This window comes from Armatimonadota bacterium (genome assembly GCA_031081675.1).
Lineage (GTDB): Bacteria > Sysuimicrobiota > Sysuimicrobiia > Sysuimicrobiales > Kaftiobacteriaceae > Calidihabitans > Calidihabitans tengchongensis.
The window spans coordinates 1-22,090 of the sequence record JAVHLZ010000030.1 but is presented as its reverse complement, the minus strand read 5'-3'; the positions used below and the strand labels follow the sequence as shown (position 1 = coordinate 22,090).

23 protein-coding genes and 1 pseudogene are annotated in these 22,090 nt (G+C 72.9%); 21 read left to right on the top strand and 3 right to left on the bottom strand.

Translation table 11 applies throughout. The features are described 5' to 3' along the window. Nucleotides 1–288 precede the first annotated feature (288 nt). The 12 genes from RB150_10265 to serA all read left to right on the top strand — a co-directional run bounded on the left by RB150_10265 (nt 289) and on the right by serA (nt 10,374). Entirely contained in the window at nt 289–618 is a 330-nt protein-coding gene (locus tag RB150_10265; protein MDQ7820916.1) for a YerC/YecD family TrpR-related protein, read from the top strand. A gap of 89 nt (nt 619–707) precedes the next feature. Next, entirely contained in the window at nt 708–1,982 is a 1,275-nt protein-coding gene (gene hisZ / locus RB150_10260; protein ID MDQ7820915.1) for an ATP phosphoribosyltransferase regulatory subunit, read from the top strand. After that, nucleotides 1,970–2,599 (top strand): ATP phosphoribosyltransferase, encoded by a 630-nt coding sequence (gene hisG / locus RB150_10255; protein ID MDQ7820914.1) that lies wholly within the window; start codon nt 1,970–1,972, stop codon nt 2,597–2,599. The genes hisZ and hisG overlap by 13 nt, the downstream gene beginning before the upstream one ends. After that, on the top strand, nt 2,596–3,672 hold the full coding sequence (hisC, locus tag RB150_10250) for a histidinol-phosphate transaminase (protein MDQ7820913.1): 1,077 nt from the start codon (nt 2,596–2,598) through the stop codon (nt 3,670–3,672). Before hisG ends, hisC begins: the two co-directional genes overlap by 4 nt. After that, a complete protein-coding gene (hisB, locus tag RB150_10245) occupies nt 3,669–4,256 on the top strand; it encodes an imidazoleglycerol-phosphate dehydratase HisB (GenBank protein MDQ7820912.1) in 588 nt (195 codons plus the stop codon). The genes hisC and hisB overlap by 4 nt, the downstream gene beginning before the upstream one ends. Further along, the gene (gene hisH, locus RB150_10240; protein ID MDQ7820911.1) at nt 4,253–4,885 is read left to right on the top strand and encodes an imidazole glycerol phosphate synthase subunit HisH; all 633 of its coding nucleotides are present in this window, start codon (nt 4,253–4,255) and stop codon (nt 4,883–4,885) included. The genes hisB and hisH overlap by 4 nt, the downstream gene beginning before the upstream one ends. Further along, nucleotides 4,882–5,589 (top strand): 1-(5-phosphoribosyl)-5-[(5-phosphoribosylamino)methylideneamino]imidazole-4-carboxamide isomerase, encoded by a 708-nt coding sequence (gene hisA, locus RB150_10235; protein ID MDQ7820910.1) that lies wholly within the window; start codon nt 4,882–4,884, stop codon nt 5,587–5,589. Before hisH ends, hisA begins: the two co-directional genes overlap by 4 nt. Next, nucleotides 5,583–6,377 carry an imidazole glycerol phosphate synthase subunit HisF gene (gene hisF / locus RB150_10230; GenBank protein ID MDQ7820909.1) on the top strand — a complete coding sequence of 265 codons (795 nt, stop codon included), beginning with the start codon at nt 5,583–5,585 and terminating at the stop codon, nt 6,375–6,377. The genes hisA and hisF overlap by 7 nt, the downstream gene beginning before the upstream one ends. After that, the gene (hisIE, locus tag RB150_10225; protein ID MDQ7820908.1) at nt 6,365–6,985 is read left to right on the top strand and encodes a bifunctional phosphoribosyl-AMP cyclohydrolase/phosphoribosyl-ATP diphosphatase HisIE; all 621 of its coding nucleotides are present in this window, start codon (nt 6,365–6,367) and stop codon (nt 6,983–6,985) included. Before hisF ends, hisIE begins: the two co-directional genes overlap by 13 nt. Further along, nucleotides 6,975–7,460 (top strand): magnesium-dependent phosphatase-1, encoded by a 486-nt coding sequence (locus RB150_10220; GenBank protein MDQ7820907.1) that lies wholly within the window; start codon nt 6,975–6,977, stop codon nt 7,458–7,460. The genes hisIE and RB150_10220 overlap by 11 nt, the downstream gene beginning before the upstream one ends. Nucleotides 7,461–7,621: 161 nt before the next feature. Then, the gene (locus RB150_10215; GenBank protein MDQ7820906.1) at nt 7,622–8,761 is read left to right on the top strand and encodes an alanine--glyoxylate aminotransferase family protein; all 1,140 of its coding nucleotides are present in this window, start codon (nt 7,622–7,624) and stop codon (nt 8,759–8,761) included. Then, nucleotides 8,758–10,374 (top strand): phosphoglycerate dehydrogenase, encoded by a 1,617-nt coding sequence (gene serA / locus RB150_10210; protein ID MDQ7820905.1) that lies wholly within the window; start codon nt 8,758–8,760, stop codon nt 10,372–10,374. The genes RB150_10215 and serA overlap by 4 nt, the downstream gene beginning before the upstream one ends. A gap of 33 nt (nt 10,375–10,407) precedes the next feature. Here the strand turns inward: serA and RB150_10205 are convergent, their stop codons facing one another. Then, entirely contained in the window at nt 10,408–10,959 is a 552-nt protein-coding gene (locus tag RB150_10205; GenBank protein MDQ7820904.1) for a flavin reductase family protein, read from the bottom strand. An 87-nt stretch (nt 10,960–11,046) separates the two neighbouring features. Here RB150_10205 and RB150_10200 point away from each other — a divergent pair, with 87 nt between their 5' ends. The 7 genes from RB150_10200 (at nt 11,047) to RB150_10170 (ending at nt 18,217) form a co-directional block, all read left to right on the top strand. Beyond that, nucleotides 11,047–11,601: an ECF transporter S component gene (locus tag RB150_10200; protein MDQ7820903.1), complete on the top strand. Its 555-nt coding sequence runs from the start codon at nt 11,047–11,049 to the stop codon at nt 11,599–11,601. A gap of 6 nt (nt 11,602–11,607) precedes the next feature. After that, nucleotides 11,608–12,354 carry an ABC transporter ATP-binding protein gene (locus RB150_10195; GenBank protein ID MDQ7820902.1) on the top strand — a complete coding sequence of 249 codons (747 nt, stop codon included), beginning with the start codon at nt 11,608–11,610 and terminating at the stop codon, nt 12,352–12,354. Next, a complete protein-coding gene (locus RB150_10190) occupies nt 12,351–13,139 on the top strand; it encodes an ABC transporter permease (protein ID MDQ7820901.1) in 789 nt (262 codons plus the stop codon). The genes RB150_10195 and RB150_10190 overlap by 4 nt, the downstream gene beginning before the upstream one ends. Before the next feature lie 49 nt (nt 13,140–13,188). Then, on the top strand, nt 13,189–13,773 hold the full coding sequence (locus tag RB150_10185; protein ID MDQ7820900.1) for an SPOR domain-containing protein: 585 nt from the start codon (nt 13,189–13,191) through the stop codon (nt 13,771–13,773). A 378-nt stretch (nt 13,774–14,151) separates the two neighbouring features. Then, complete coding sequence (locus RB150_10180; protein ID MDQ7820899.1) at nt 14,152–15,537, top strand: hypothetical protein; 1,386 nt, start codon at nt 14,152–14,154, stop codon at nt 15,535–15,537. A 16-nt stretch (nt 15,538–15,553) separates the two neighbouring features. Further along, entirely contained in the window at nt 15,554–17,362 is a 1,809-nt protein-coding gene (locus RB150_10175) for a hypothetical protein (GenBank protein MDQ7820898.1), read from the top strand. Nucleotides 17,363–17,380: 18 nt separating this feature from the next. Next, entirely contained in the window at nt 17,381–18,217 is an 837-nt protein-coding gene (locus tag RB150_10170; protein ID MDQ7820897.1) for a hypothetical protein, read from the top strand. Between the two features lie 73 nt (nt 18,218–18,290). Here the strand turns inward: RB150_10170 and RB150_10165 are convergent, their stop codons facing one another. Both RB150_10165 and RB150_10160 read right to left on the bottom strand, forming a co-directional pair. After that, nucleotides 18,291–18,626: a hypothetical protein gene (locus tag RB150_10165; GenBank protein ID MDQ7820896.1), complete on the bottom strand. Its 336-nt coding sequence runs from the start codon at nt 18,624–18,626 to the stop codon at nt 18,291–18,293. Between the two features lie 248 nt (nt 18,627–18,874). Further along, nucleotides 18,875–20,068, bottom strand: coding sequence for a urate hydroxylase PuuD (locus tag RB150_10160; protein ID MDQ7820895.1), 1,194 nt, complete (start codon nt 20,066–20,068; stop codon nt 18,875–18,877). 109 nt (nt 20,069–20,177) lie between these two features. On the opposite strand from RB150_10160, the gene RB150_10155 reads away from it, so the two are divergent. Both RB150_10155 and RB150_10150 read left to right on the top strand, forming a co-directional pair. Next, complete coding sequence (locus RB150_10155; GenBank protein MDQ7820894.1) at nt 20,178–21,002, top strand: hypothetical protein; 825 nt, start codon at nt 20,178–20,180, stop codon at nt 21,000–21,002. Nucleotides 21,003–21,172: 170 nt separating this feature from the next. Beyond that, nucleotides 21,173–21,963 (top strand): annotated as a pseudogene (locus tag RB150_10150) (putative hydro-lyase). Nucleotides 21,964–22,090 lie beyond the last annotated feature (127 nt).

Sequence of the window (22,090 nt, the reverse complement as noted above, 5' to 3'; positions counted from 1 at the left end):
ATCGCCGAGGTGGCCGCCATGTTCAACTTCACCAACCGCCTGGCCAACGCCCTGGGGTGGGTGCCCAACCCGCAGTATGACCGCCTGGGTCGCTAGGGTCCCACGGGTGCGGCGCGTTCGTCGGGGATCCAATCCCCGCGTCCGTGTCCCGGGACCGTCACGGGGCGCGCGGCGGCGAGCCGGGCAGGGCGGGGGTCCTGCGGCAGAGAAAGTCGCACCGGGAGGCGCGCGCCCCACCGGGCCTTCCGCCCCCGGGCCGAGGTGCCGGTCATGACCACACCGCGCGGCGTGGTGAACCCCAAGCTCAAGGATCCCCTGGTGGACAGGTTCTTCGAGGCCGTGCTGTCCCTGCGCACGCCCGAGGAGTGCTACCGCTTCTTCGAGGACGTGTGCACGGTGGCCGAGATCAAGGCCATGGCCCAGCGGCTGGAGATCGCCCGGCTGCTGTACCAGGGCCATACCTACGAGGACGTGGCCCGCCGCACCGGGGCCAGCAGCGCCACCATCAGCCGGGTGCGGCGCTTTCTGGAGTACGGAGCCGACGGCTACCGGCTGGTCTTCGAGCGCCTGGGCGTGCGCCTCCGCCGGGCCCCGTCCGCCTCCCGCCCTAAGGGTTGACACCGTTCTGCCCGCGTGGTATCGTAGGCCGCAGTTTCCGACGCTAGTGATTTATCTAGCTAAAGAATAGAACTACCGGAGGGATGTCCGTGCGGGTGCGCGATGCGCGGTCCACCCGGTGGCAGCGGGTGCCCGACGGCTACCGCGATCTGCCGCCGCCCGACGCCGCCCGGCGGGCCGAACTGGCCGGGCGGCTGCGGCGGTTGTGCGAAGGGTGGGGCTACCGGGAGGTGAGCACGCCGGCCCTGGAGTTCCTGGACACCTTCCAGCACGGAGCCGGGCCGGGCATCCAGGACCAGATCATCAAGATCGTGGACGGAGCGGAGTTGCTGGCGCTGCGGCCGGAGATGACCGTGCCCATCGCGCGACTGGCCGCCACCCGCCTGCTCCCCGAGCGGGGACTGCCGCTGCGCCTGTCCTACGTGGCGCCGGTCTATCGCGTCCAGGAACCCGGGCGGGGGCGGATGCGGGAGTTCACCCAGGCCGGCGTGGAGCTGCTGGGCCTCCCCGGCGCCGACGGCGACGCCGAGGTCATCGCCCTCGCGGTGGCCTGCCTGCGGGAGGTGGGGCTATCGGATGCGGTCGTACACGTCGGCCACCTGGGCTTTCTGGCCGAGGCGCTGGGCGGCCTGGCGCCGGCGCAGCAGGACGAGGTGCGGGCGCGCCTGTACCGGCGGGACTACGTGGCGGTGGCCGAAGTCGCCGGGGGAGCGGCGGCCCGCCTGCTGCACGCGCTTCCGGACCTGCACGGGGCGGACGCCCTGAGGCGGGCCCGCCCCCTGGCCGCGTCCCCCGCGGCGCGGGCGGCGCTGGATGAGCTGGCCGAGATCCTGGACCTGCTGCAGGCCTATGGCGCCGCCGACGCGGTGGAGGTGGACCTGGGAATCGTCCGGGACTTCAGCTACTACACGGGGGTGGTGTTTGAGGCCCTGGGGCGCGGCACCCCCGTCCCCGTCCTGGGCGGCGGCCGGTACGACGGCCTGCTGGCCCGCTTCGGGGCAGACTGTCCGGCCAGCGGGTTCGCCCTGGGTCTGGAGGTGGCCATGTCGCTGCTGCCGCCTTCCCCGCCGGCGCGCTGCGACGTCCTGGTCCTGGCCGACCGGGCGACCCGGCAGAGGGCTGCGGCGCTGGCGGCCGGGTTGCGCCGGGCCGGTCTGCAGGTGGTGGTGGCGCCGGCGATGTCCGAGCCGCAGGCCCGGGCCCTGGCGGCCCGCGAGGGGGCGGCGATGCTGGCCTGGTGGGAAGGCGAGGACCTGTGGGTGGAAGACGTGGCCACAGGGCGGCAGGACCGCAGCACCGCCCGGTGGTTGACCGGCGCGGCGCGCGCCCGCGCCGGGGAGGTGGGGACGCCGTGGGGACACTGACTCTGGCCGTCCCCACGGGGCGCCTGTTCGACGACACGCTGGCCTTCCTGCGGCGCCTGGCGCTGGTCCGCGATCTGCCCGACGAGCGCAGCCTGCTGGTGGACGCCGCCGAGGGGCTGCATCTGCTGATCAGCAAACCTCTGGACGTGCCCACCTTTGTCGAGCAGGGGGCGGCCGACGCCGGCATCGTGGGCAAGGACGTGCTGCTGGAGCAGGCCCGGGACGTGTACGAACTGGTGGACCTGGGGTTCGGCGCCTGCCGGGGCGTGGTGGCCCTTCCGGTGGGTGCCCGCGCCGCGCTGTGGCAGCCGGGGCGGATGTTGCGCATCGCCACCAAGTACCCCCGCATCGCCGCCCGGTACTTCGAAGACCAGGGTCGTCCGGTGGAGATCATCCGCCTGCACGGCTCGGTGGAACTGGCCCCCCGGGTGGGGCTGGCCGACGGGATCGTGGACGTGGTCATGACCGGCCGAACCCTGCGGGACAACTTCCTGGAGGAGGTGGCCGAAGTCTTCCGGTCCTCGGCGCGCCTGGTAGTGAATCGGGTGAGCCTGCGCACCCGGGAGGGCCTGTTGCGCCCGCTCCTGCAGACGCTGCAGGCGGGGGTGGGCCGGTGAGCGCGGTGCGGCCGTCTCCGCAGGCGCGTCCCGAGCTGACGGCCCTGGGGGCGTACCGGCTGGCCGGGGGCGAGTCTGCCCCGGTCAAGCTCAACCAGAACGAGTGCCCTCAGGACTGGCCGGAGGACCTCAAGGCGGAGGTGGCCCGCCGGTTGCTCCGGCGCCCGTGGAACCGCTACCCGCCGCTGGACGGCCGGGCCCTGCGGGAGGCTCTGGCGGGGGCCTGCGGGGTGGATGCGGAGATGGTGGCGGTGGCCAGCGGGTCCAACGAGGCGCTGCTGGCCCTGGTGCAGGCCTTTGCCTGCGGCCGCCGCGTGGCGCTGGTCCGGCCGGGGTACTCGCTGTCGGTCTCGCTGGCCGTGGCGGGCGGGGCGGAGGTGCGGCCGGTCCTGCTCCGGGAGGACTTCAGCCTGGACCTGCCGGCGATGGTGGAGGCGGTCAGCGACCCCGATGTCGCCCTGGTGTACCTGGCCTCTCCCAACAACCCCACGGGAGCCGGATGTCCCCGGGACGACGTCCTCACCGTGGTCGAGGCGGCCCGGGGGGTGGTCGTGCTGGACGAGGCGTACGCCGAGTTCGACGGGCAGACGCTGCTGCCGGCGGTGCGGGAATACCCGCACCTGGCCGTGCTGCGGACCTTCTCCAAAGCCTTCGCCCTGGCCGGCGCCCGGGTGGGATACGTGGTGGCCCATCCGGACGTCATCGCCTCGGTACGGGCCGCGTTGCCACCGTACAACCTCAATCTGTTCGCCCAGGAAGCCGCCCTGGCGGTTCTGGCCCGACCGGAACTGGTGGCCGCCCGGGTGGATCAGGTGATCCGCGAGCGCGAGAGGGTCTACCAGGCCCTGCAGCGCGTGGATGGGGTGCGGCCGTATCCGTCCCGGGCGAACTTCATTCTGTTCCGCACCCCGCTGGACGCCGGGGTCCTGCTGGGGCGCCTGCTGGCCCGGGGCATCCTGGTGCGCGATGTCTCCGGCCAGCCGCTGCTGGACCGGTGCCTGCGGGTGACCATCGGCGCCCCGGAGGAGAACGACCGCTTTCTGGACGCCCTGGCGCAGAGCGTGGCCCCATGAGCCGGGTCGGCCGCATCTCCCGCCAGACCACCGAGACCGACGTCCAGGTCGCGCTGGACCTGGACGGGTCCGGGGAGGTCTCCGTGGACACCGGCGTGCCGTTCTTCGACCACATGCTGGCCCAGCTGGCCGCCCACGGCCGCCTGGATCTGCAGGTCCGGGCGCGGGGCGATCTGGCCGTGGACCCCCACCACACCGTCGAGGATGTGGGGCTGGCCCTGGGGCAGGCCCTGCGCCAGGCCGTGGGCGAGGGGCGGGGGATCGCGCGCTTTGGCTCGGTGCACGCGCCCATGGACGACGCGCTGGTCCTGGCCGCGGTGGACATCAGCGGCCGCCCCTACCTGCACTACGGCCTGGAGGTGGGGCCGGCGGTCCTGGGGACGTTTCCGGCCGACCTGGCGGAGGAGTTCTTCCGCGCCCTGGCCTCCTCCGGCGCCCTCACCCTGCACCTGGTGCAGGTGCACGGACGCAGCGCCCACCACGTCGTCGAGGCGGCCTTCAAGGGGACCGGCATCGCCCTGCACCTGGCCACCCGCATCAGGGGAGGAGGCGTGCCGTCCACCAAGGGGGTGCTGGGACCATGATCCGGGCGGCCCTGGTGGACTACGGGGCCGGCAACCTGCGCAGTCTGGGCCGTGCGCTGGAGGCGGCGGGGGCGCAGGTGGCCGTCCTGTCGGCCCCCGCGGGCGGAGCGTGGGATGTGGTGGTCCTGCCCGGCGTGGGCCACTTCGGCGCGGCGGTGGAGAGGCTGCGGCAGGCGGACCTGTGGGACTGGGTGCTGGACCGCTCGCGCGCCGGCGTGCCGCTGCTGGGCGTCTGCCTGGGGATGCAGCTGCTGTTTGAGGCCAGCGAGGAAAGCCCCGGCGTGCGCGGGCTGGGGCTGCTGGAGGGGGCCGTGCGCCGCCTGCCCGGGACGGTGAAGGTCCCCCACATGGGCTGGAACGTCCTGCGCCCGGCGCGGTCCGGCGACCTCCTGCGGGGGCTGGCCGGCCCCGTCCACGTCTACTACGCTCACTCCTACGTCGCCGAGCCGGCGGCGGACGGTGACGTGGTGGCCGTGACCGACTACGGGCGGGAGTTCGCTGCCGCGGTGCGGCGGGGGGCGGTCCTGGGCGTGCAGTTCCACCCCGAAAAGAGCGGGCGGGCGGGAATCCACATTCTCCGCAACGCCCTGCACATGCTGGCCGGGGCCGGACGGGCGGGCGGGCCGTGATCGTCATCCCGGCAGTGGACCTGCGGGGCGGCCGCGCCGTGCGCCTGGTCCAGGGCAATCCGGGCCGGGCGAGGGACTACGGCGATCCGGTGGAGTGGGCGCGGCGGTGGGTGGACGCGGGCGCGCGGTGGCTGCACGTGGTGGACCTGGACGGGGCGCTGGCCGGCCGGCCGGCGCACCGGGACCTGGTGGCGCGGCTGTGTGGACTGGGCGTGGCCGTGCAGGTCGGCGGAGGAGTGCGGACGGTGGAGGACATCGCCGCTGCCCTGGCAGCCGGCGCGTCGCGGGTCGTGGTGGGGACGGCGGCCACCCGGCTGGGGGAGGCGCTGGGGCGGTTTGGTCCGGCGGTGGCGGTGGCCCTGGACGCGCGGCGGCGGCGGGTGGCCCTCTCGGGGTGGACCGAGCAGACGCCGCTGGACGTGGTCGACGCCGCCCGGCGCCTGCGGGAGCAGGGCGCGGTGCGGTTCGTCTACACGGACATCGGCCGGGACGGTACGCTCTCCGGTCCCAACCTCGAGGTGCTGGCCGAGCTGGTGACGTGCGCCGGCGTCCCGGTGGTCGCCGCCGGAGGCATTGCCACGGAGGAGGACCTGGAGGCCGTGGAGAGGGCGGGGGCGGAGGCGGCGATCGTCGGCCGGGCGCTGTACGACGGCCGCCTGGACCTGCGGCGGCTGACGCAGCGTTGGGGGGCGGGAGTGTGCTGACCCGCCGCATCATCCCCTGCCTGGACACCGCCGGCGGGCGGGTGGTCAAGGGCGTGCGCTTTGTGGACCTGGTGGATGCCGGCGACCCCGCGGAGCTGGCCGCGGCCTACGATGGGGAAGGCGCCGACGAGATCGTCCTGCTGGACATCGCCGCCTCCGTCGAGGGCCGCGGCACCCTGCTGGAGGTGGTGCGCCGCACGGCCGAAACGGTCTTCATCCCGCTCACGGTGGGCGGGGGGGTGCGCACGGCCGACGACGCCCGGGCGTTGCTGCTGGCGGGAGCGGACAAGGTGGCCGTCAACACCGCCGCCGTGGCCCGCCCGGACCTGATCGCGGAGCTGGCGGATCGCTTCGGCAGCCAGTGCGTGGTGGCCGCCATCGATGCCCGCCGCGCCGCGGACGGCCGGTGGGAGGTGTGCACCCACGGCGGCCGCCGGCCCGCCGGCCTCGACGCGGTGGCGTGGGCGGCCCGGGCGGCCGCGCTCGGAGCGGGGGAAATCCTGCTCACCAGCATCGACCGGGACGGCACCCGGGACGGCTACGATCTGGCGCTGACCCGGGCGGTGAGCGAGGCGGTGTCGGTGCCGGTGATCGCCAGCGGCGGCGCTGGCGGCGCCGAGCACATCTACCAGGTGCTGACCGAAGGGGGGGCGGATGCCGCCCTCGCGGCCGGCATCTTCCACCGGGGCCAGGCGCGCATCGCCCACGTGAAGGAGTACCTGCGCCGGCGGGGGATTCCGGTCCGCACGCCTGGCGGGGAGCGAAACGGTGACGCATGGACGCGGTGAGGTTCGGACCCGACGGAGTGGTCACGGTCGTGGTCCAGGACGCGCGCACCGGCGAGGTGCTGATGGTGGCGTCGGCGGATCGGGAGGCGCTGGAGCGCACCGCGCGCACCGGCCAGGCGTGGTACTGGAGCCGGTCCCGGGGCCGCCTCTGGCGCAAGGGCGAGACCTCCGGCCACATCCAGCGGGTCCGGGAGATCCGGGTGGACTGCGACGGCGACGCCGTGCTGTTCGTGGTGGACCAGACCGGGCCGGCCTGCCACACCGGCCGGCGGACCTGCTTTCACCGCGCCCTGGGAGGGGAGGACCTGACCGCCCCGGCCCGGCCCGACGTCCTGGACGAGGTCTTCGCGGTGGTCCAGGAGCGGGCCGCGTCGCTGCCGGAGGGATCGTACACCGCCGCGCTCCTGCGCGGGGGGATGCCGGCAGTGGCGGCCAAGGTGCGCGAGGAGGCCGACGAGCTCGCGCGGGCGGGCGGGCAGGAGGATGCCGGGCGGGTGGCCGAAGAAGCCGCCGACCTGTTCTACCACGCCCTGGTCCTGCTCGCCGCCCGGGGGGTGTCCCTGGACGACGTGCGGGCGGTCCTGGCCCGCCGACGCCATGCCCGTTAGGCTGGTCATCTTCGACTGCGACCGAACCCTGTGGGACCATCCCAACGTGACGGCGCTGCGCCTGCCCGTCCGGCGGGTGGACGACCTCACGGTGGAAGACGCCGACGGCGTGCGGGTCCGGCTGCGCCCCGGCGCGCGGGAAGTCCTGGAGGGTCTGCGCGCGCGGGGGATCCTGGTCTCGGTGGCCAGCTGGAACCGGCCGGAGCCGGTGCAGGCCATCTTCGAGGCGCTGGAGCTGAGCCACTACTTCACCCGCCCCAAGGTCGAGCATCACCCCTACAAGGAGCAGACCATCGGCCGGCTGCTGGACGAGCTGGCCGCCGACGGTCTGGCCCTGCGACCTGAGGAGGTCCTGTTCGTGGACGACCGCATGATGCACCTGGACCGGGTCCGCCGCGCCCTGGGGCCGGTGCGCACGGCGCTGGCCGGGGTGGAGGTGACCGACCTGCGGGACGTGCTGGGATACCTGGACTGACGGAGGAAAAGCGGACAGGCGGCACAAAAATCACCCGATATCGCATGCGGTGCGCACAGTCGGGGGAAGGCGAGGGGTAAGAGTGTGATGCGACCACCGGTCAGCGCAGCCGGGATCTTTCCTCCCTCTTCCTTCTGCCCTCTTCCCTGAAGGAGGCTTCCGTGGACGATCCCCACCTGCTCATCCCCGGCCCCACGCCTCTGCCGGATCCGGTGCGCCAGGCGATGGCCCGCCCCATGATCAACCACCGGGGCGAGGAGTTCGGGCGCATGCTGGCCGACGTCCTGGAGGGGCTGCGCCGGATCTACCAGACCTCGGGGACGGTCCTGCCGTTCACCGCGTCGGGCACCGGCGGCCTGGAGGCGGCCGTGGCCAACGTGCTGTCGCCCGGGGACCGGGTGCTGGCGCTGGTGGGCGGCGCGTTCGGCGAGCGGTTTGCCGCCGTGGCCCGGGGGTTCGGGGCGGACGTCCTCCCCCTGGAGGTGGAGTGGGGACGCGCGGTGGAGCCCGATGACGTGCGCCGGGCGCTGCGGGTCCACCCGTCGGTGCGGGCCGTGCTGGTCACCCACAACGAGACCTCCACCGGCATCACCCACCCCCTGGCGGAGATCGCCCGGGAGGTGCGCGACGGCAGCGACGCCCTCCTGCTGGTGGACGCCGTCAGTTCTCTGGGAGCGGTGGACCTGCGGACCGACGCGTGGGGTCTGGACGTGGTGGTGGCCGGGTCCCAGAAGGCCCTCATGGGGCCGCCCGGCGCGGTGTTCCTCAGCGTCAGCGAGCGCGCGTGGGAGGCGTCGCGCGCCGCCCGCATGCCCCGGTGGTACTTCTCCTGGGAGCGGGCGCGGGCAGAGATCTCCCCGGGCAGGGCGCTGACGCCCTTTACGCCTCCCCTGCCGGTGATCTACGCCCTGGCCGTTTCCGTGCCGATGATTCTCGCCGAGGGACTGCCGTCCCGCTTCGCCCGCCACCGGCGGCTGGGTCAGGCCACCCGGGACGGGGTGGCGGCGCTGGGGCTGGGCCTGCTGGCCGATCCCCGGTACGCCTCGGACACCGTCACCGCCGTGCGGGTGCCCGAGGGCATGGACGGGCGCCAGCTGATCCGCCGCCTGCGGGAGCGGGGCGTGGTGGTGGCGGGAGGCCAGGGCCCCCTGGAGGGCCGGATCATCCGCATCGGGCACATGGGGGCCGTGCAGGACGCCGACATCGCCGCCGCTCTGCGGGCCCTGGAGCAGGCTCTCCCCGCTCTGGGCCATCCGGTGCGGCCGGGGGCGGTGGCCGCCGCGGGGCTGGAGGGACTGTGAAGGTCCTGGTGGCCGACGGCCTGGCCCCCGACGGCGTGCGGCGCCTGGCGGAGCGCGCCGAGGTGGTGGTGCGCGAGGGGCTGGCCGAGGACCAGCTGGTCCGCGCGCTGGCCGACGTGGACGCCCTCATCGTCCGCAGCCGCACCCGGGTGACCGCCCGGGCGCTGGCGCGGGCCCCGCGTCTGCGAGTGGTGGCCCGGGCGGGAGTGGGCACCGACAACATCGATGTGGACGCCGCCACGCGCCTGGGCATCCTGGTCCTGAACACCCCCGAAAGCAGCACCATCAGCACCGCCGAGCACACGATGGCCATGATGCTGGCCCTGGCCCGCCACCTGCCCGCCGCCCACCTGGCCGCCTCCCGGGGTGACTGGCGGCGGGAGCCGTTCACCGGCGTCGAGCTGTACGGCAAGACATTGGGCATCGTCGGGCTGGGCAAGATCGGGTCCGAGGTGGCCCGCCGGGCGGCGGCGTTCGGCATGCGGGTGGTGGCCGCGGATCCCTACGTGGCCGCGGAGCGGGCGGCGCAGGTGGGCGCCGAGGTGCTGGCGCTGGACGAGGTGCTGGCCCGCAGCGACGTGCTCAGCCTCCACGCGCCGCTGACCCCCGCCACGCACCACCTGCTGGGCCGCTCCCAGTTCGCCCGCATGAAGCGCGGGGCGCTGCTGGTCAACTGCGCCCGCGGGGGGCTGGTGGACGAGGATGCCCTGCTGGCCGCGCTGGAGGAGGGCGTGGTGGCCGGAGCGGCGCTGGATGTGATGGAACGCGAGCCTCCCCACGACAGCCCTCTGCTGCGCCACCCCCGGGTGATCCTGACGCCCCACCTGGGCGCGTCCACCGAGGAGGCCCAGCGGCGGGTGGCCGTGGAGGTGGCGGACCAGGTGCTGGCCGCCCTGGAGGGTCGGCCCGTCCGGGGGGCGGTGAATGCGCCGGCCCTGCGCGACGAGACCTGGCAGCGCCTGCGGCCGTTCGTGGACCTGGCCCGGATGATGGGCGCCGTCGCCTGCCAGCTGGCCGAGGGGCAGGTGCGGGAGGTGGAGCTGGCCTACGCGGGCGACCTGGCCTCCCACGACGGCGCTCCTCTGCGGGCGGGATTCCTGGCCGGGCTGCTGGAGCCGGTGCTGGACCAGCCGGTCAACCTGATCAACGCGTCGGTGGTGGCCCGCGAGCGCGGCATCGCCCTGGCCGAGGTACGACGGGAGGATGGCGAGGACTCCGCCAGCGCGCTGCGGGTGCGCGTGGAGACATCCGGCGCAGCGGTGGTGATCGCCGGGACCGTGGTGGGCGGGCGCGAGCCCCGGATCACCTGCCTGGACGGCTACCGGATGGACCTGGCGCCGTCGCCGATCATGCTGTTGGTGTGGAACGAGGACCGGCCGGGGATGATCGGCCGGGTGGGCACCCTGCTGGGAGGCGCCGACGTGAACATCGCCTCGATGCACGTGGGCCGCGACCACCCCCGGGGGCGGGCCCTGATGGTGCTGGGGTTGGACGACCCGGTGCCACCGGAGGTGGCCGAGGAACTGGGCCGGCTGCCAGGCATCCTCAAGGTGCGCGTGGTGCAGCTGCAGGAGCACCGCCCGCTGCCTGGCGCCGATCCGCCGCCGAGCTGACGCCCGCAGTCCCCCGGCGTCCTCTCCGGGCGGCTACGGCCAGCGCTCGGGAAGGTCGGCGGGGGCCTCGGGGAGCTCGACCGGCGGCTCTCCCGGCAGACCTGGGCGCAGCGGGACGATCCGGCAGAACCGTCCCGCGAAGAACACCAGCGGCATCCCGTCGCGGTACCAGAGGTCTTCCACCCGACCCAGAAACAGGGTGTGGTCACCCCCGGGGTGGGTCGCCTCCAGCGCGCACACCAGGTGGGCCAGCGCGCCGTCCAGCAGCGGCACGGCGCGCCTCCACACAAAGGCGGTGGCCAGGTCCGCCTGCGGGCGGCCGGCGAAGTGCCAGGCATGGGCCTCCTGATGGTCCGCCAGCACGCTCACCCCGAAGTGGGTGGCCGCGAGCAGGTGGCCGTGCATGCGGGCGCGCCGCGACACCGCCACCAGGACCAGTGGAGGATTCAGGGAGACGGAGCTGAAGGCGTTGGCCGTCATGCCGTGAACGCCGGCCGGCGTGGAGGCGGTCACCACCGTCACCCCGGTGGCAAACCGGCCCAGGGCGGTGCGGAATGCGCGGGGGTCGATACCGGCTTCGTCCATGGATAGGGCCTCCGCCGGCCATTGTACGCGAAAGGAAGAGGGAAGAGGGAGGAAGGAAGAAGGCAACGGGAGGGAGGAGGATTCGCGGTGTCCACGACGCGTCTGCTGGTGCTGGTCGGCATGCTGTCGGCGGTGGCGTTCGTGCTCATGGCGACCGTCCAGGTGCCCGTGCTCCCCTCAGCGCCGTACCTGCGGTACGACCCCAGTGATGTGATCGCGCTGCTGGTGGCCCTGGAAGCGGGGCCGGCGCCGGGGATGGCAGTGGTGGCCTTGAAAGATCTGCTGTATCTGCTCTTCCGCGCCCGCTCGCCCTTCGGCCCGGCGGCCAACTTCATCGCCGTGGCCACATTTGTGGGCGTGGCCGGGTGGGTGTACGGTCGCGGTGGCCGCCGCACCGCGGGGTGGGCGGCGGCGGCCTGCGCGGCGGGGGCTCTCGCCCGGGTCCTGGTGATGATCCCCGCCAACTTCGCCATCCTGTACCTGCAGTTCGGCATGCCGCCGTCGCGGGTGGCGGCGCTGCTGGGGCCCGTCATCGTGCCGTTCAACGTCCTGGCGAGTGGCATCAACACCGTCCTGACCGTGGTCGTCTGGCTGGCCCTGCGCCGCCGGGGGCTGGCGGTGCCGCGCCCGGGCAACCCGTGACAGCCCGTGTCCTCCTGGGCCGTTGAGGTCACCGGCCTCACCAAGGTGTTCGACGGAACCGTGGCCGTCGACAACATCTCCTTTCGGGTGGCGCGGGGAGAGCTGCTGGGCTTTCTGGGGCCCAACGGCGCCGGCAAGACCACCACCATCGCCATGCTGCTGGGCCTGATCGAGCCCACCGCCGGCAGCGTGCGGATCCTGGGTCTGCCCATGCCGGCCCGGCGGGAGGCGATCCTCGGCCGGGTGAACTTCTCGTCGCCCTACGTGGCCCTGCCCTACGACCTCACGGTGCGGGAGAACCTCACGGTGTTCGCCCACCTGTACGGCGTCCCCGAACCCGGTGGGAGGATCCGCCGCCTGGCCGAGGCGTTTGGCGTGGCCCACCTGCTGGGCCGGCGCACCGGGGCGCTGTCGTCGGGGGAGACGGCCCGGGTGAACCTGGTGAAGGCGTTCCTCAACGACCCCGAGGTGCTGTTCCTGGACGAGCCCACCGCCGCCCTGGACCCGGAGGCCGCCGACGCGGTGCGGGCGCTGCTGGTGCGCCTGCAGCGGGAGCGGGGGATGACGGTCTTCTATACCTCCCACAACATGCGGGAGGTGGAGCGGCTCAGCACCCGCATCATCTTCCTCCACCGGGGGCGCATCCTGGCCGAGGGACCGGCGGCCGAGGTGGTGCGCCGGTATGGCAAGGCGGACCTGGAGGAGTTCTTCGTGGCCCTGGCCCGCTCGGCCCGGGGGGAAGAGGAGGAATGAACGCGCGGCGGGTGTGGGCGCTGACCCTGCGGCAGCTGTACCTGATGCGCCGCAGCTTCGCCCGCATCACCGACCTCTTCTACTGGCCTCTGCTGGACCTGTTCTTCTTCGGGTTTCTGTCCTTGTACCTGGGGCGCCAGGGGCGGGTGCCGCTGCTGGTGGGCCTGCTGCTGGGCGCGCTGATCCTGTGGGACATCTTCTTCCGGGTGCAGCAGGCCATCTCGGTGTCGTTTCTCACCGAGCTGTGGACGCGGAACCTGGTGAACCTGTTTGTCACCCCGCTGACGGTGGGCGAGTTCCTGGTGGCCATGATGGTGTGGGGAATCATCAAGATCTCCATCACCGTCACCCTGATGGCGACCGTCGCGTTTGCACTGTACCACTTCAACATCTTCACCCTGGGGCTCAGCCTGGTGCCGCTGGTGGCGGCGCTGATCCTGTTCGCCTGGGCGGTGGGCACCGCCATCACCGCCCTGATCCTGCGCTACGGGCAGAGCGCCGAGAGCCTGGCCTGGAGCCTGGCGTTTCTGTTCCAGCCGTTCGGGGCGGTGTTCTTCCCGCTGACGGTGTACCCGGAGTGGCTGCGGCGGGTGCTGGTGGCGCTGCCGCTGCCCCACGTGTTCGAGGCGATGCGGGAGGTGCTCGCCGGTGCGCCGCTGCCCGCGTCCCGGGCGGGGTGGGCGTTCGGGCTGGACGCGGCGTACCTGGCGGTGGCGTTCGGGTTCTTCGGATACATGTTCACCCTGGCCCGGCGCAAGGGACTGCTGCTCAAGCTGCAGGAATAGCCCTCGGCCGGCGCCTCTGTGGCATGGAATTTGCTCCGGTTTTCCCTGTGTGACGACCTGGGAGCAGTCCTCGAGCCCCGGGCCGCCCGTCGCCGGCCGCTCCCCCCGCCGGCTGGCCGCGCTGGCCGCCAGCAGCCTGGCCGTTCTGGGCCTGGCCTGGGGGTCGTACCGCGTCCTGCTGGACGGCGCCCGGGCCGGCGCGTTCAACCCTCCGGGGCGGGCTCCTGTGGCCGGAGTGCTGGAGGCCTCCCCCGCGGTCAGGCGCGCGCTGGTGCCCCCCGCGCCGAGGCCAGCGGCCTCCGCTCCCGCGCGGAAGCCGGCGGCGGTCTCCACGACCGCCCGGAAACCGGCGGCGGTTGCCCGGCCGTCCTACGTGGTCAGTGTCGCGCGGTTCACCAGCCGGTCCCTGGCCGAAGCCCACGCCCGTCGCGTGCGGGCCAAGGGGTACCTGGCGACGGTGGTTCAGGACGGGGCGGCCTTCCGGGTGGTCACGCGGCCGTACCCCAGCGAGGATGCCGCGCGGAGGGCCGCGCGGGTGCTGACCGAAATCGGGTTCTCCGCCAGCGTTCTGGCCGTCCGCCAGCCGCTGTCCGCTCCCCGGGACGAGAACAGCCAGACCGGAGCCTCCAGCTGACATCTTCCCGGCAAGCCCTCCGGGAGGAGGCGATTCGCGTCGCGGCCTCTCCAAAAAATGAGCGGGGGCGCGCGGCCTGCCGCAGGAGGACGCGGTAAAGGGCGCGGGGAATTTCTCTCCCTGCCGTCTGTGTTCCGGGTAAGTCGCGACGGGGGATCGCGATGCGGGTGCCTGTGAACGGCAGACGCGATCATCGCGGTTTTCCGCGTCAGCGGGCACACCACCGAGGGTTCACGCGGGCTGCTTCCACGCCTGTCTGCCGGCATTCCCGCCTTTCGGGCCTGAGGGGGGTGCGGGTGTCCCGCCCCCCGCGGGGGGAGATCGCCGCCCGCGCGGCCACGCCATCCCGAGCGGACGCGCTGTTCAGGAGGGGGGAGGATGAGACGGGTGCCTGTTCTCGGACTGGCGCTGATTCCCGTCCTGGCAGCCGGTGCGCTGCAGAGCGGGGTGCTGTTTGAATCCGCCGGCGAGGTGCGGGAGCCCGGGGGCCGGATCTTCCAGGCGGCGCTGCTGCCGGGGGGCCGGGTCGTGTACTACCGGGAACGGACGCGGCCGCCCACCGACGAGGAACGCGCGCGGCGAGCCGAGTGGTTTGACGCCGAATGGGAGAAGTTCCGCCGGCGCGCCGAGAGCGAAGGCCTGCCGGAGATCGAGCGCAGAAGCGAGGAGATTGCCCGCAAGCTCGAGGAGGAGCTCGCCGGCCGGCCCCCGCTCGTCCGGTCGATGCAGCCGTTCTTTTCCTCGGCGGCGCGGGGCATCCCTGTGCTGCTGCGCCTGGCGCTGACGCTGGCCCTGCCCCTGGCCCGCCAGCACTTCATCAACCAGCCGGTGGTCGTGGAGGCGGGACTCCGGGTGTGGAGTCCGGACCGCGCGGAGGTGGAGGTCGCGTCGGTGGACGTCGCCCGCCTGTACGGCGAGGAGTCCTGGATGCGGGCTCCCATTGACGCCCTGAACCTCCGGGTGTCTCCCGACGGGCGGTTCGTGGCCCTGGAGACCGCCGAGGAAGCGTTCGCGCTGTTCGAGCTGACAGGCGGGGCCCTGGTGCACTTTGCGCAGGTGCGCGGTCAGTCTCCCCTGGGCTGGTCGCGCGACGGTCGGCGCCTGTACGCGACCCGGCGCGCCGGAGGGGGAGCCGCGGTGGTGGTCTACGAGGCCGCGAGCCTGCAGGACACGGCGCGCTGTCGCGCGGATTTCGACCGCCTCCTGCTGGGTGGAGCAACCTCCCGGGCCATCATCCGGGGCGTGGCGGCGGGGGACGACCGCCTGGCCATCGCCCTGTTCTCGGACCTGGGCGTGTGCCGCCTGGCCGATGGATCGCTGAGCCTGCCGGACCCTCCCGCCCTGCGGCGGATCGGGCCTCCGCGCGGCGTGGCCTTCAGCCGGGACGGCGCCGCGCTGTACGTGGCCAGCGCGCGGGGTTTTGCCGTCCTGGACCCCCGCACGTTCGCCGTCCGGGACCAGTACGTGCGGCCGGCGGGAGCCGAGGTGGACTTCCAGAGTCTCGCCGACGTCTCCCCGGACGGGCGGTACGCGGCCGTCCTCTACGGGCGGGAGCGTCCGGAGGGCTGGGCCACGCTCGTCATCTGGGAGATCGCCGAGAGGCGCGTGGTGCAGAGGATCGGGACGGAGCCGGGGCGGATGCTGAATACCATCTCGGCCGGATTCCGGTTCACCTATCCGCCCGCGCTGCTGACCGATGACTGGCGCTACCTTCTGACGGTCCGGCAGGACGGAAGCCTGGAGCTCTTCCGGCGGGTGCGGTGAGGGAGGTGACCGGAGGATGGACCGCACATCCCGCGGCGCGCGCGCGCTGCTCGCATGCCTGGTGGCCTCGCTGCTGGCGTGGCCCCCTTTCGGGGCCGCCCAGGCTGCCTACCACCGCGTCGCGCCGAAGATCGTCGTCCCCTTCGACCCTCAGGCGGTCGCGGTCTTGCACCGAAGCGAAAGCCTGTTTGTGGTGGAGATCCCCCACCGGGGATATGCGTTCACTCCCCGGATCGCCGCATTTGGCGACCGGATCGTCTTCGTCCCCGGGGAAAGCACGCTGGCGTTCACCTCGGTGTCTCTGGACGGGGTGAAGATGCTGAGAATCCCGCAGGACACTCCGGGGGCGCCTCCCGAGGTCAGGCGCCTGGCCGGGACCCTGGTCTCCTTCGACCGGTCGGTGCGGGTGATCGCCTTCGTGTGCGAGGTGGCGCCCGGCGACCTGAAGCTCGCCGAGATGGAGATCTGTGCGATGCGCGGCGACGGCACGGGTCTGCGGCGTCTGACCCGGCCGCTGCGGGCGGATGAGAGCCAGTTTCATCATGCGAATGCCCCCGCCGTGAGCGAGGATGGGCGGGTGGTGGTGTACCGTCGGCAGGGCGCCGGGTACCTGGGTGCCGTCGGCACCGACGGGACCGGCCTGCGGGTGCTGGTGTCTCAGGCCGACGGCCTGACGCCCGTGGCGCTGGCGCGCCGCGCGGTCTTCTACCTGCGAGGAGGGCAGGTGTGGCGGGCCGCCCTGGACGGATCGGGCGCACGGCAGCTGACCCGAGAGCGCGGGGAGATCCGGGCGCTGGCGGTCGATCTGGACGGCCGCCGGGTGGCCTACGTGACCCGGGAGAGCGGTCGCGCCGCGGGGATTGCGGTCGTGGACGGAAACACCGGCGCCGTTCTCCACACGATCGAGGGCGTCACCCCTCCGGGCCGGGAGTGGGGCCCGGACCAGTCCCTGAGGGTGAGCGGGGACGGCCGGCGCCTGCTGTTTGCGGGTCAGTACGGCGGCAGGCGCGGCGTCTACGTGGTGGATCTGGCGACCCGGAAGGTCGTCGAGGTGAGCGCGGGTGTCAAGGCGGGGACGGGCGCCGACCTGAACGAGACGGGGGAGATCGTGGTCATGACCAGGGATGAGGATCGCCCCCTGGCCCTGGCGTTTCTCCCCGACGAGACCCCGCCCTTTTTGTGGATCGACGAGCCGCGCCCGGGGTCCCGGGCGAGCGGCGAGTCGGTGAGGGTGGTCATCCGGTATCGCGATCGGGCCGTGGTCAGCGGGGTGGATCCGGCCTCGCTGGCGGTGCGGGTGAACGGCCGCGACGTCTCGGCCCGGCTGGAGACGGGTCCCGAGCGGGCCAGCGGGCAGGTGGGCCGCGAACTCCTGAAGGAGGGGGAGAACGTGCTGGAAGCGCGCGTGCGGGACCGCGCGGGAAACGAGACCCGTCAGACGGTGCGGTTCCAGTTTGTCCCTCTGCTGGTGGAGTTCTCTCTGGCGGGAGGCATCGCCGGGATGACGCAACGCCTGCGGGTGTTCCCGGACGGGCTGGCCCGCGTGGACAGCGACCGGGCAGCGTACTGCGCGCGCCTGGAACCGGAACGCCTCGAGCGCCTGCGGAGGGCGCTGGACCAGGCCGGCTTTCCCGGCCTCCTGCCCGAGTACCGTCCGGCGCGCCCCGTGATGGACGGCTACACCTACAGGGTGACCTACCAGGGCCGTACGGTCACAACCCAGGACCCCGTTGACGACGCCGCCCCGGCAGCCCTCCGCCCGGTCATCCGGGAGCTCGCGGCGATCGTGCGGCAGGTGGCGGAACAGAAACGCGCGTGCCCGTAGAACCTCCGGAGGGGGACCATGGGAAGGCACCTGCGATGTGTCTGGTTGCTGGCGGTCGCCCTGATCGCCGTGGCCGGCGACAGCGCCTTCGCCGACGTCGCCCTCGAGTACCGCTGGTCGCCGGGGGGCGGCGTGAGCCGGGCATCGGTGTCGCTCACACCGGGACGGTTGAGGGTGGACATCCAGGCCGGGGCCCGGTCCATCAGCCTCCTGTTCGACGGCGCCGCGCGGAGGCTGTGGGTGGTGGACCACGCCCGCCGGTCCTATGTGGAGGTCGGAGACGACGACCTGCGGCAGATCCGGCAGGTCCGGGAGCGGATGGAGGCCCAGCTCTCCCAGCTGCCCCCGGGAGCCCGGGAGCAGATGGAGCGCATGATGACGCCGCCCGGATTCAGCAGGGTGGAAACGGCCCCGCGGGATCTCTGCGAGGCGCCGAGGGTCGTCGGCACGGAGACGGTCCAGGGGGTGCCGGCGAGGATCGTGGAGGGGTGCCGATCCCTGGCGGGCGCCCGGTGGGTCTCCTGCCGGTTCTGGGTGGCCGAGGGGCGGGCGGTCGGCCTGGGTCCGGAGGAGTTCCGGGTGATGGCCGGATTTGCGGACTTCTTCTTGGACCTCGTCAGGACCGTGGGGCTTCCCGCCGCGCTGGAAGGGGGTGATCTCCTCGTCCATCCCCGGCCCGAGCGGTTCGGCGAGCTGGGAGTCGACTTTCCGGTGGTGGTGAAGGCCGCCAGGATCGAGGATGGGCGACAGACGGCCACCATGATCCTGGATCGGTTTTCCCGGGACCCCCTGCCCGACGCGGTGTTCACCGTTCCGCAGGGATACGAGAGGATCACACTCTCCCTGCCGCGGTGAGGCCGGGGCGCCGGAGCCCGCCGCGCATGCGGGGAGGGCCGGGGCCTGACGCGCGGATGCGTCGCCTCGGCCCTTACCGGATCCGACGCACGATCCACAGGCCGGTGTTCATGTCGCTGGCGTACACCAGCCCCGTGGCCGGGTCCACCACCACGCCCCACACCTGGGTGGTGTTGGTCAGGACGAACCGCTGGCTGGGCTTGACGGGATTCTGGCCCGCCGGCGGCACGAAATAGGCGACTTCCGTCGGCGAGCGCGGGGTGCTGACGTCCACCACCCGCACACCGTCGGTGTACCAGGAGATGTAGAGGTCCGTGCCCACCAGGAAGGGGTTGTGGATGGTGTAGTCCCCGGCCGCCTGGTCGTCGGTCCCCCGCGAGTTGGGGGTCCGGTACTCGCCGATCTGCACCGGCTGCGCGGGCTGGCTGTAGTCGTAGATCCTCAGGTACCCGAATCCCTTCTCGATTCCCGGCCCGGACGTCTTGCAGAAGTCCTCGTCGGCCGCAAACAGCAGGCGGCGGCGGTCGTCGTAGGCGGACGAGTGTCCGTCCCCGTCGGCGGTGGGCGGGGGAGATGCCTCCCGCCGTGCCGTGAGAATGGCACTAAAGTTCGCCGGGACGGGCGGGGGCTCCCTGCAGGACCTCTCTCCCGCCCGCGTCAGCGCAGCGGCGCCCCGGCATCGATCCAGCGCCGCAGCAGGTCGCGCTCGTCGTCGGTGATCCCGGTGATGTTGCCGGGAGGCATGGTCCGCTGCTCGACCGCCCGCGCCCGGATCCGGGCCGCCAGGGAACGGATCTGGCCGGGGGTATCCATCCGCACGTGGCCCGGAGGGGCCGCGACCCCGGGCATGGTCGGTGTGTCCGAGTGACACACCGCGCACCGGCGGACGATGACCGCGCGTACGTCGGCCAGGGCGGGCACCTCCGCCGGCTGGGGCGGCGCGGCCCGCCGTGACAGGACCGGAGCCGCCGTCAGATAGACGACCCCCACCAGCGCCGCCGCCGTCACCGCCGCCGTCGCCCTCCCGGAGCGCCATCCCACCAGCATCAGGTGCCGGGCGCCCGCCCCCGCGACCACGAACAGTAGCAGGACCAGCCAGGGCGGGCGGGCGGCATACACCGCCGGGAAGTGCTGGCTGAGCATGGTGAAGATCACGGGGAAGGTGATGTAAGTGTTGTGGGTGGATCGGGTCTTGGCGTGAACGCCCAGGGCGTAGTCCACCGGACGGCCCGCCCGCGCCGCCTGCAGCATCCGCCACTGGGGGGGCAGGATGTGCACCCAGACGTTGGCCGCCATGATGGTGCCCAGCGTCGCCCCCACCTGCAGGTACGCCGCCCGGGCGCTGAGCAGGCTCGTGGCCGCGTAGATCAGCCCGGCCAGCGCGGCTCCGGACAGGGCCAGCGCCACCGCGGGCCGATGCCGTAGGCCGCTGCGCCACAACAGGTCGTAGGCCAGCCACCCTCCGGCCAGCATCCCCAGGCCGAACGCCACCGCCCGGCGGGGGGTCAGCGCCGCCACGGCCGGGTCGACCATCATGACGTCGGCGCTCATATAGTAGACCACGATCAGCAGCAGGAAGCCCGAGATCCAGGTGGTGGTCGCTTCCAGCCAGAACCACCGCAGCCGGGGAGGAACCTGGCCGGGGACGAGCAGGCGCTTTTCCAGATGGTAGTAGCCGCCTCCGTGGAGCAGCCAGGTGACCCCGGTTACCTCCCGCCGCCCCTGCGGGTCGGGGGAGAGGTGGCTGTCGATCCACATGAACAGCAGGGAGTCGCCGATCCACATGATGCCGGCGATCACGTGGATCCAGCGCAGCAGCAGGCCCAGCCACTCCAGCGCCAGCTCGGGCATATGCTGCGGCTTTCTCCCCGCCGGCGGACCGCTCCTACTGCAGGGAGGCGGCGGACAGCGCCTCCGCGAACCCTGAGGGGGGCGCGGGATGGAGCCGGATGTCGGTGCGGTGCTAAGAGACCTGGCCGGCCGGGTGGAGGCCCTGGAGCGGCGTCTGGCGGCCGGGGCCGTGGACGCCGCCCTGCGCCAGCGCGGCTGGCAGCCCGGTCCGCACTCGCCGGTCGACCGCCTGCTGCTGCCGAGCCCGCTCTCTTCCGACCGGGTGGATCGGTTCTACGCGGACCTGCACCGGTACCACTTCCGCCGCCTGCTGCAGGAAGCGGTCGAGCGCCGCGCCCTGACCCCGCGGGTGGTGGAGGACCTGACGGCGCGGTGGGGGACGCGGACCGTGTCGGCCACCCTGGCCCGCCTGGAAGGGTACGGGCTGCTGCGCCGTCGCGGCCGGGGCTACGCGCTGGCCGCGCCGCACCCCCGCGCCTTCGGCGACACCCTGGAGTGGTTCGTGGCGCAGGTGTTCGTCCGGGAGTTCGCGGCGCCGGCGGCGTGGGACGTCCGCATCCGGGACATCGGCCGGGGAGGCGACTTCGACGTCCTGGCCGTTCTGGGAGGCGGTCTGGCCTACGTGGAGTGCAAGGCCAGCCCGCCCTACAACGTGGAGGCCGCCAGCCTGGACAGCTTCCTGGGCCGCGTCGAGGCGCTGCGGCCCCAGCTGGCGGTGTTCCTGATCGACACCACCCTGGAGGTGGACCGCAACATCATCGACAACCTGCGGCGGCTGCTGGAGCAGCGGGGGACGCCCCGCCCGGTGGCCCGGGTGGGGCGGGGCCTGTACGAGTGGGCCGGCCGCCCGCCCCTGTACGTGGTGACGGCCCGGCGCAGCCTGGTGGCCAACCTGCGGACCTGCCTGCGGCGGTGGGCGGGAGGCGGTCCGTAGTCCCGAGAGGGCAGAGGTACGGTCGCCGCCCGCACGGGGTCAGGCCGGCGGCCCGGGCCGGGGCGACGGCGTCGTCGGCGCGGCGGGCGGGCGTCGGGGTCGGGCGCGAACACGTTCGCGCCACTCCGGCAGGATCCCGGGAGAGAAGAGGAGGTAAAGTACACACCGGGATGGTCGAGACTCCGTCCCGTGCACCCAAAGAGTGGAGGGAGCGCATTCGGCGCGGGGAGTGGACGAGGCCGACGGCAGGCCTGGCGCCGGGCCATGCGCAGGCCAACCTCGTCATCGTCCCACGGGCCCTGGCCTACGACTTCCTGGTGTTCTGCCAGCGGAATCCGAAGCCGTGTCCCCTGCTGGAGGCGACCGATCCCGGAGATCCGCGCCCCCGCTACACGGCTCAGGGAGCGGACCTCCGCACCGACCTCCCCAAGTACCGGATATACGAGCGTGGGACCCTCACGGCCGAGGTGACCGATCTGAAAAGCTTATGGAGGGATGATCTCGTAGCCTTCCTGCTGGGGTGCAGTTTCACCTTCGAGCACGCCATGCGGCGCGCGGGGATCCCCGTGCGCCACATGGAGGCCGGGGTCAACGTCCCCATGTACGTCACCTCGATCCCCTGCAAGGTCTCTGGCCCCTTCCAGGGGCCCATGGTGGTCAGCATGAGGCCCGTCCCTTCGCATCTCCTGCCCAGGACGGTCCAGGTGACCTCCCGCTATCCCCTCGCCCACGGGGGGCCCGTACACATCGGCGCCCGGAGGCGATCGGCATCCAGGATCTCGGCAGGCCTGACTTCGGCGATCCTGTGGAGGTCCGGGAAGGTGAGGTTCCCGTGTTCTGGGCCTGCGGGGTGACACCGCAGGCTGTGGCCCTGCGTGCCCGGATCGAGCTGCTCATCACCCACGCTCCCGGCCACATGTTCCTCACAGACCTCTTGGACGAAGACCTCGCCCTCGCCTAGACGGGCGGGTTGTCTCATCTAGACTGTGCTGTTTCGCATTAGTGTTGACAGTAAAGGAGGGCCATGTGACGAATCCTTCCCGCTGGAAACCAACCCCTTCCGGGTTGACGGGGAGGACCGCCCATGA

Bases quoted from the DNA above. Each gene is read 5' to 3' on its own strand.
- hisB (MDQ7820912.1), top strand. From the start codon at position 3,669: ATGAGCCGGGTCGGCCGCATCTCCCGCCAGACCACCGAGACCGACGTC.
- hisH (MDQ7820911.1), top strand. From the start codon at position 4,253: ATGATCCGGGCGGCCCTGGTGGACTACGGGGCCGGCAACCTGCGCAGT.
- hisIE (MDQ7820908.1), top strand. From the start codon at position 6,365: ATGGACGCGGTGAGGTTCGGACCCGACGGAGTGGTCACGGTCGTGGTC.
- RB150_10220 (MDQ7820907.1), top strand. From the start codon at position 6,975: ATGCCCGTTAGGCTGGTCATCTTCGACTGCGACCGAACCCTGTGGGAC.
- RB150_10205 (MDQ7820904.1), bottom strand. From the start codon at position 10,959: ATGGACGAAGCCGGTATCGACCCCCGCGCATTCCGCACCGCCCTGGGC.
- RB150_10190 (MDQ7820901.1), top strand. From the start codon at position 12,351: ATGAACGCGCGGCGGGTGTGGGCGCTGACCCTGCGGCAGCTGTACCTG.
- RB150_10180 (MDQ7820899.1), top strand. From the start codon at position 14,152: ATGAGACGGGTGCCTGTTCTCGGACTGGCGCTGATTCCCGTCCTGGCA.
- RB150_10175 (MDQ7820898.1), top strand. From the start codon at position 15,554: ATGGACCGCACATCCCGCGGCGCGCGCGCGCTGCTCGCATGCCTGGTG.
- RB150_10170 (MDQ7820897.1), top strand. From the start codon at position 17,381: ATGGGAAGGCACCTGCGATGTGTCTGGTTGCTGGCGGTCGCCCTGATC.
- RB150_10160 (MDQ7820895.1), bottom strand. From the start codon at position 20,068: ATGCCCGAGCTGGCGCTGGAGTGGCTGGGCCTGCTGCTGCGCTGGATC.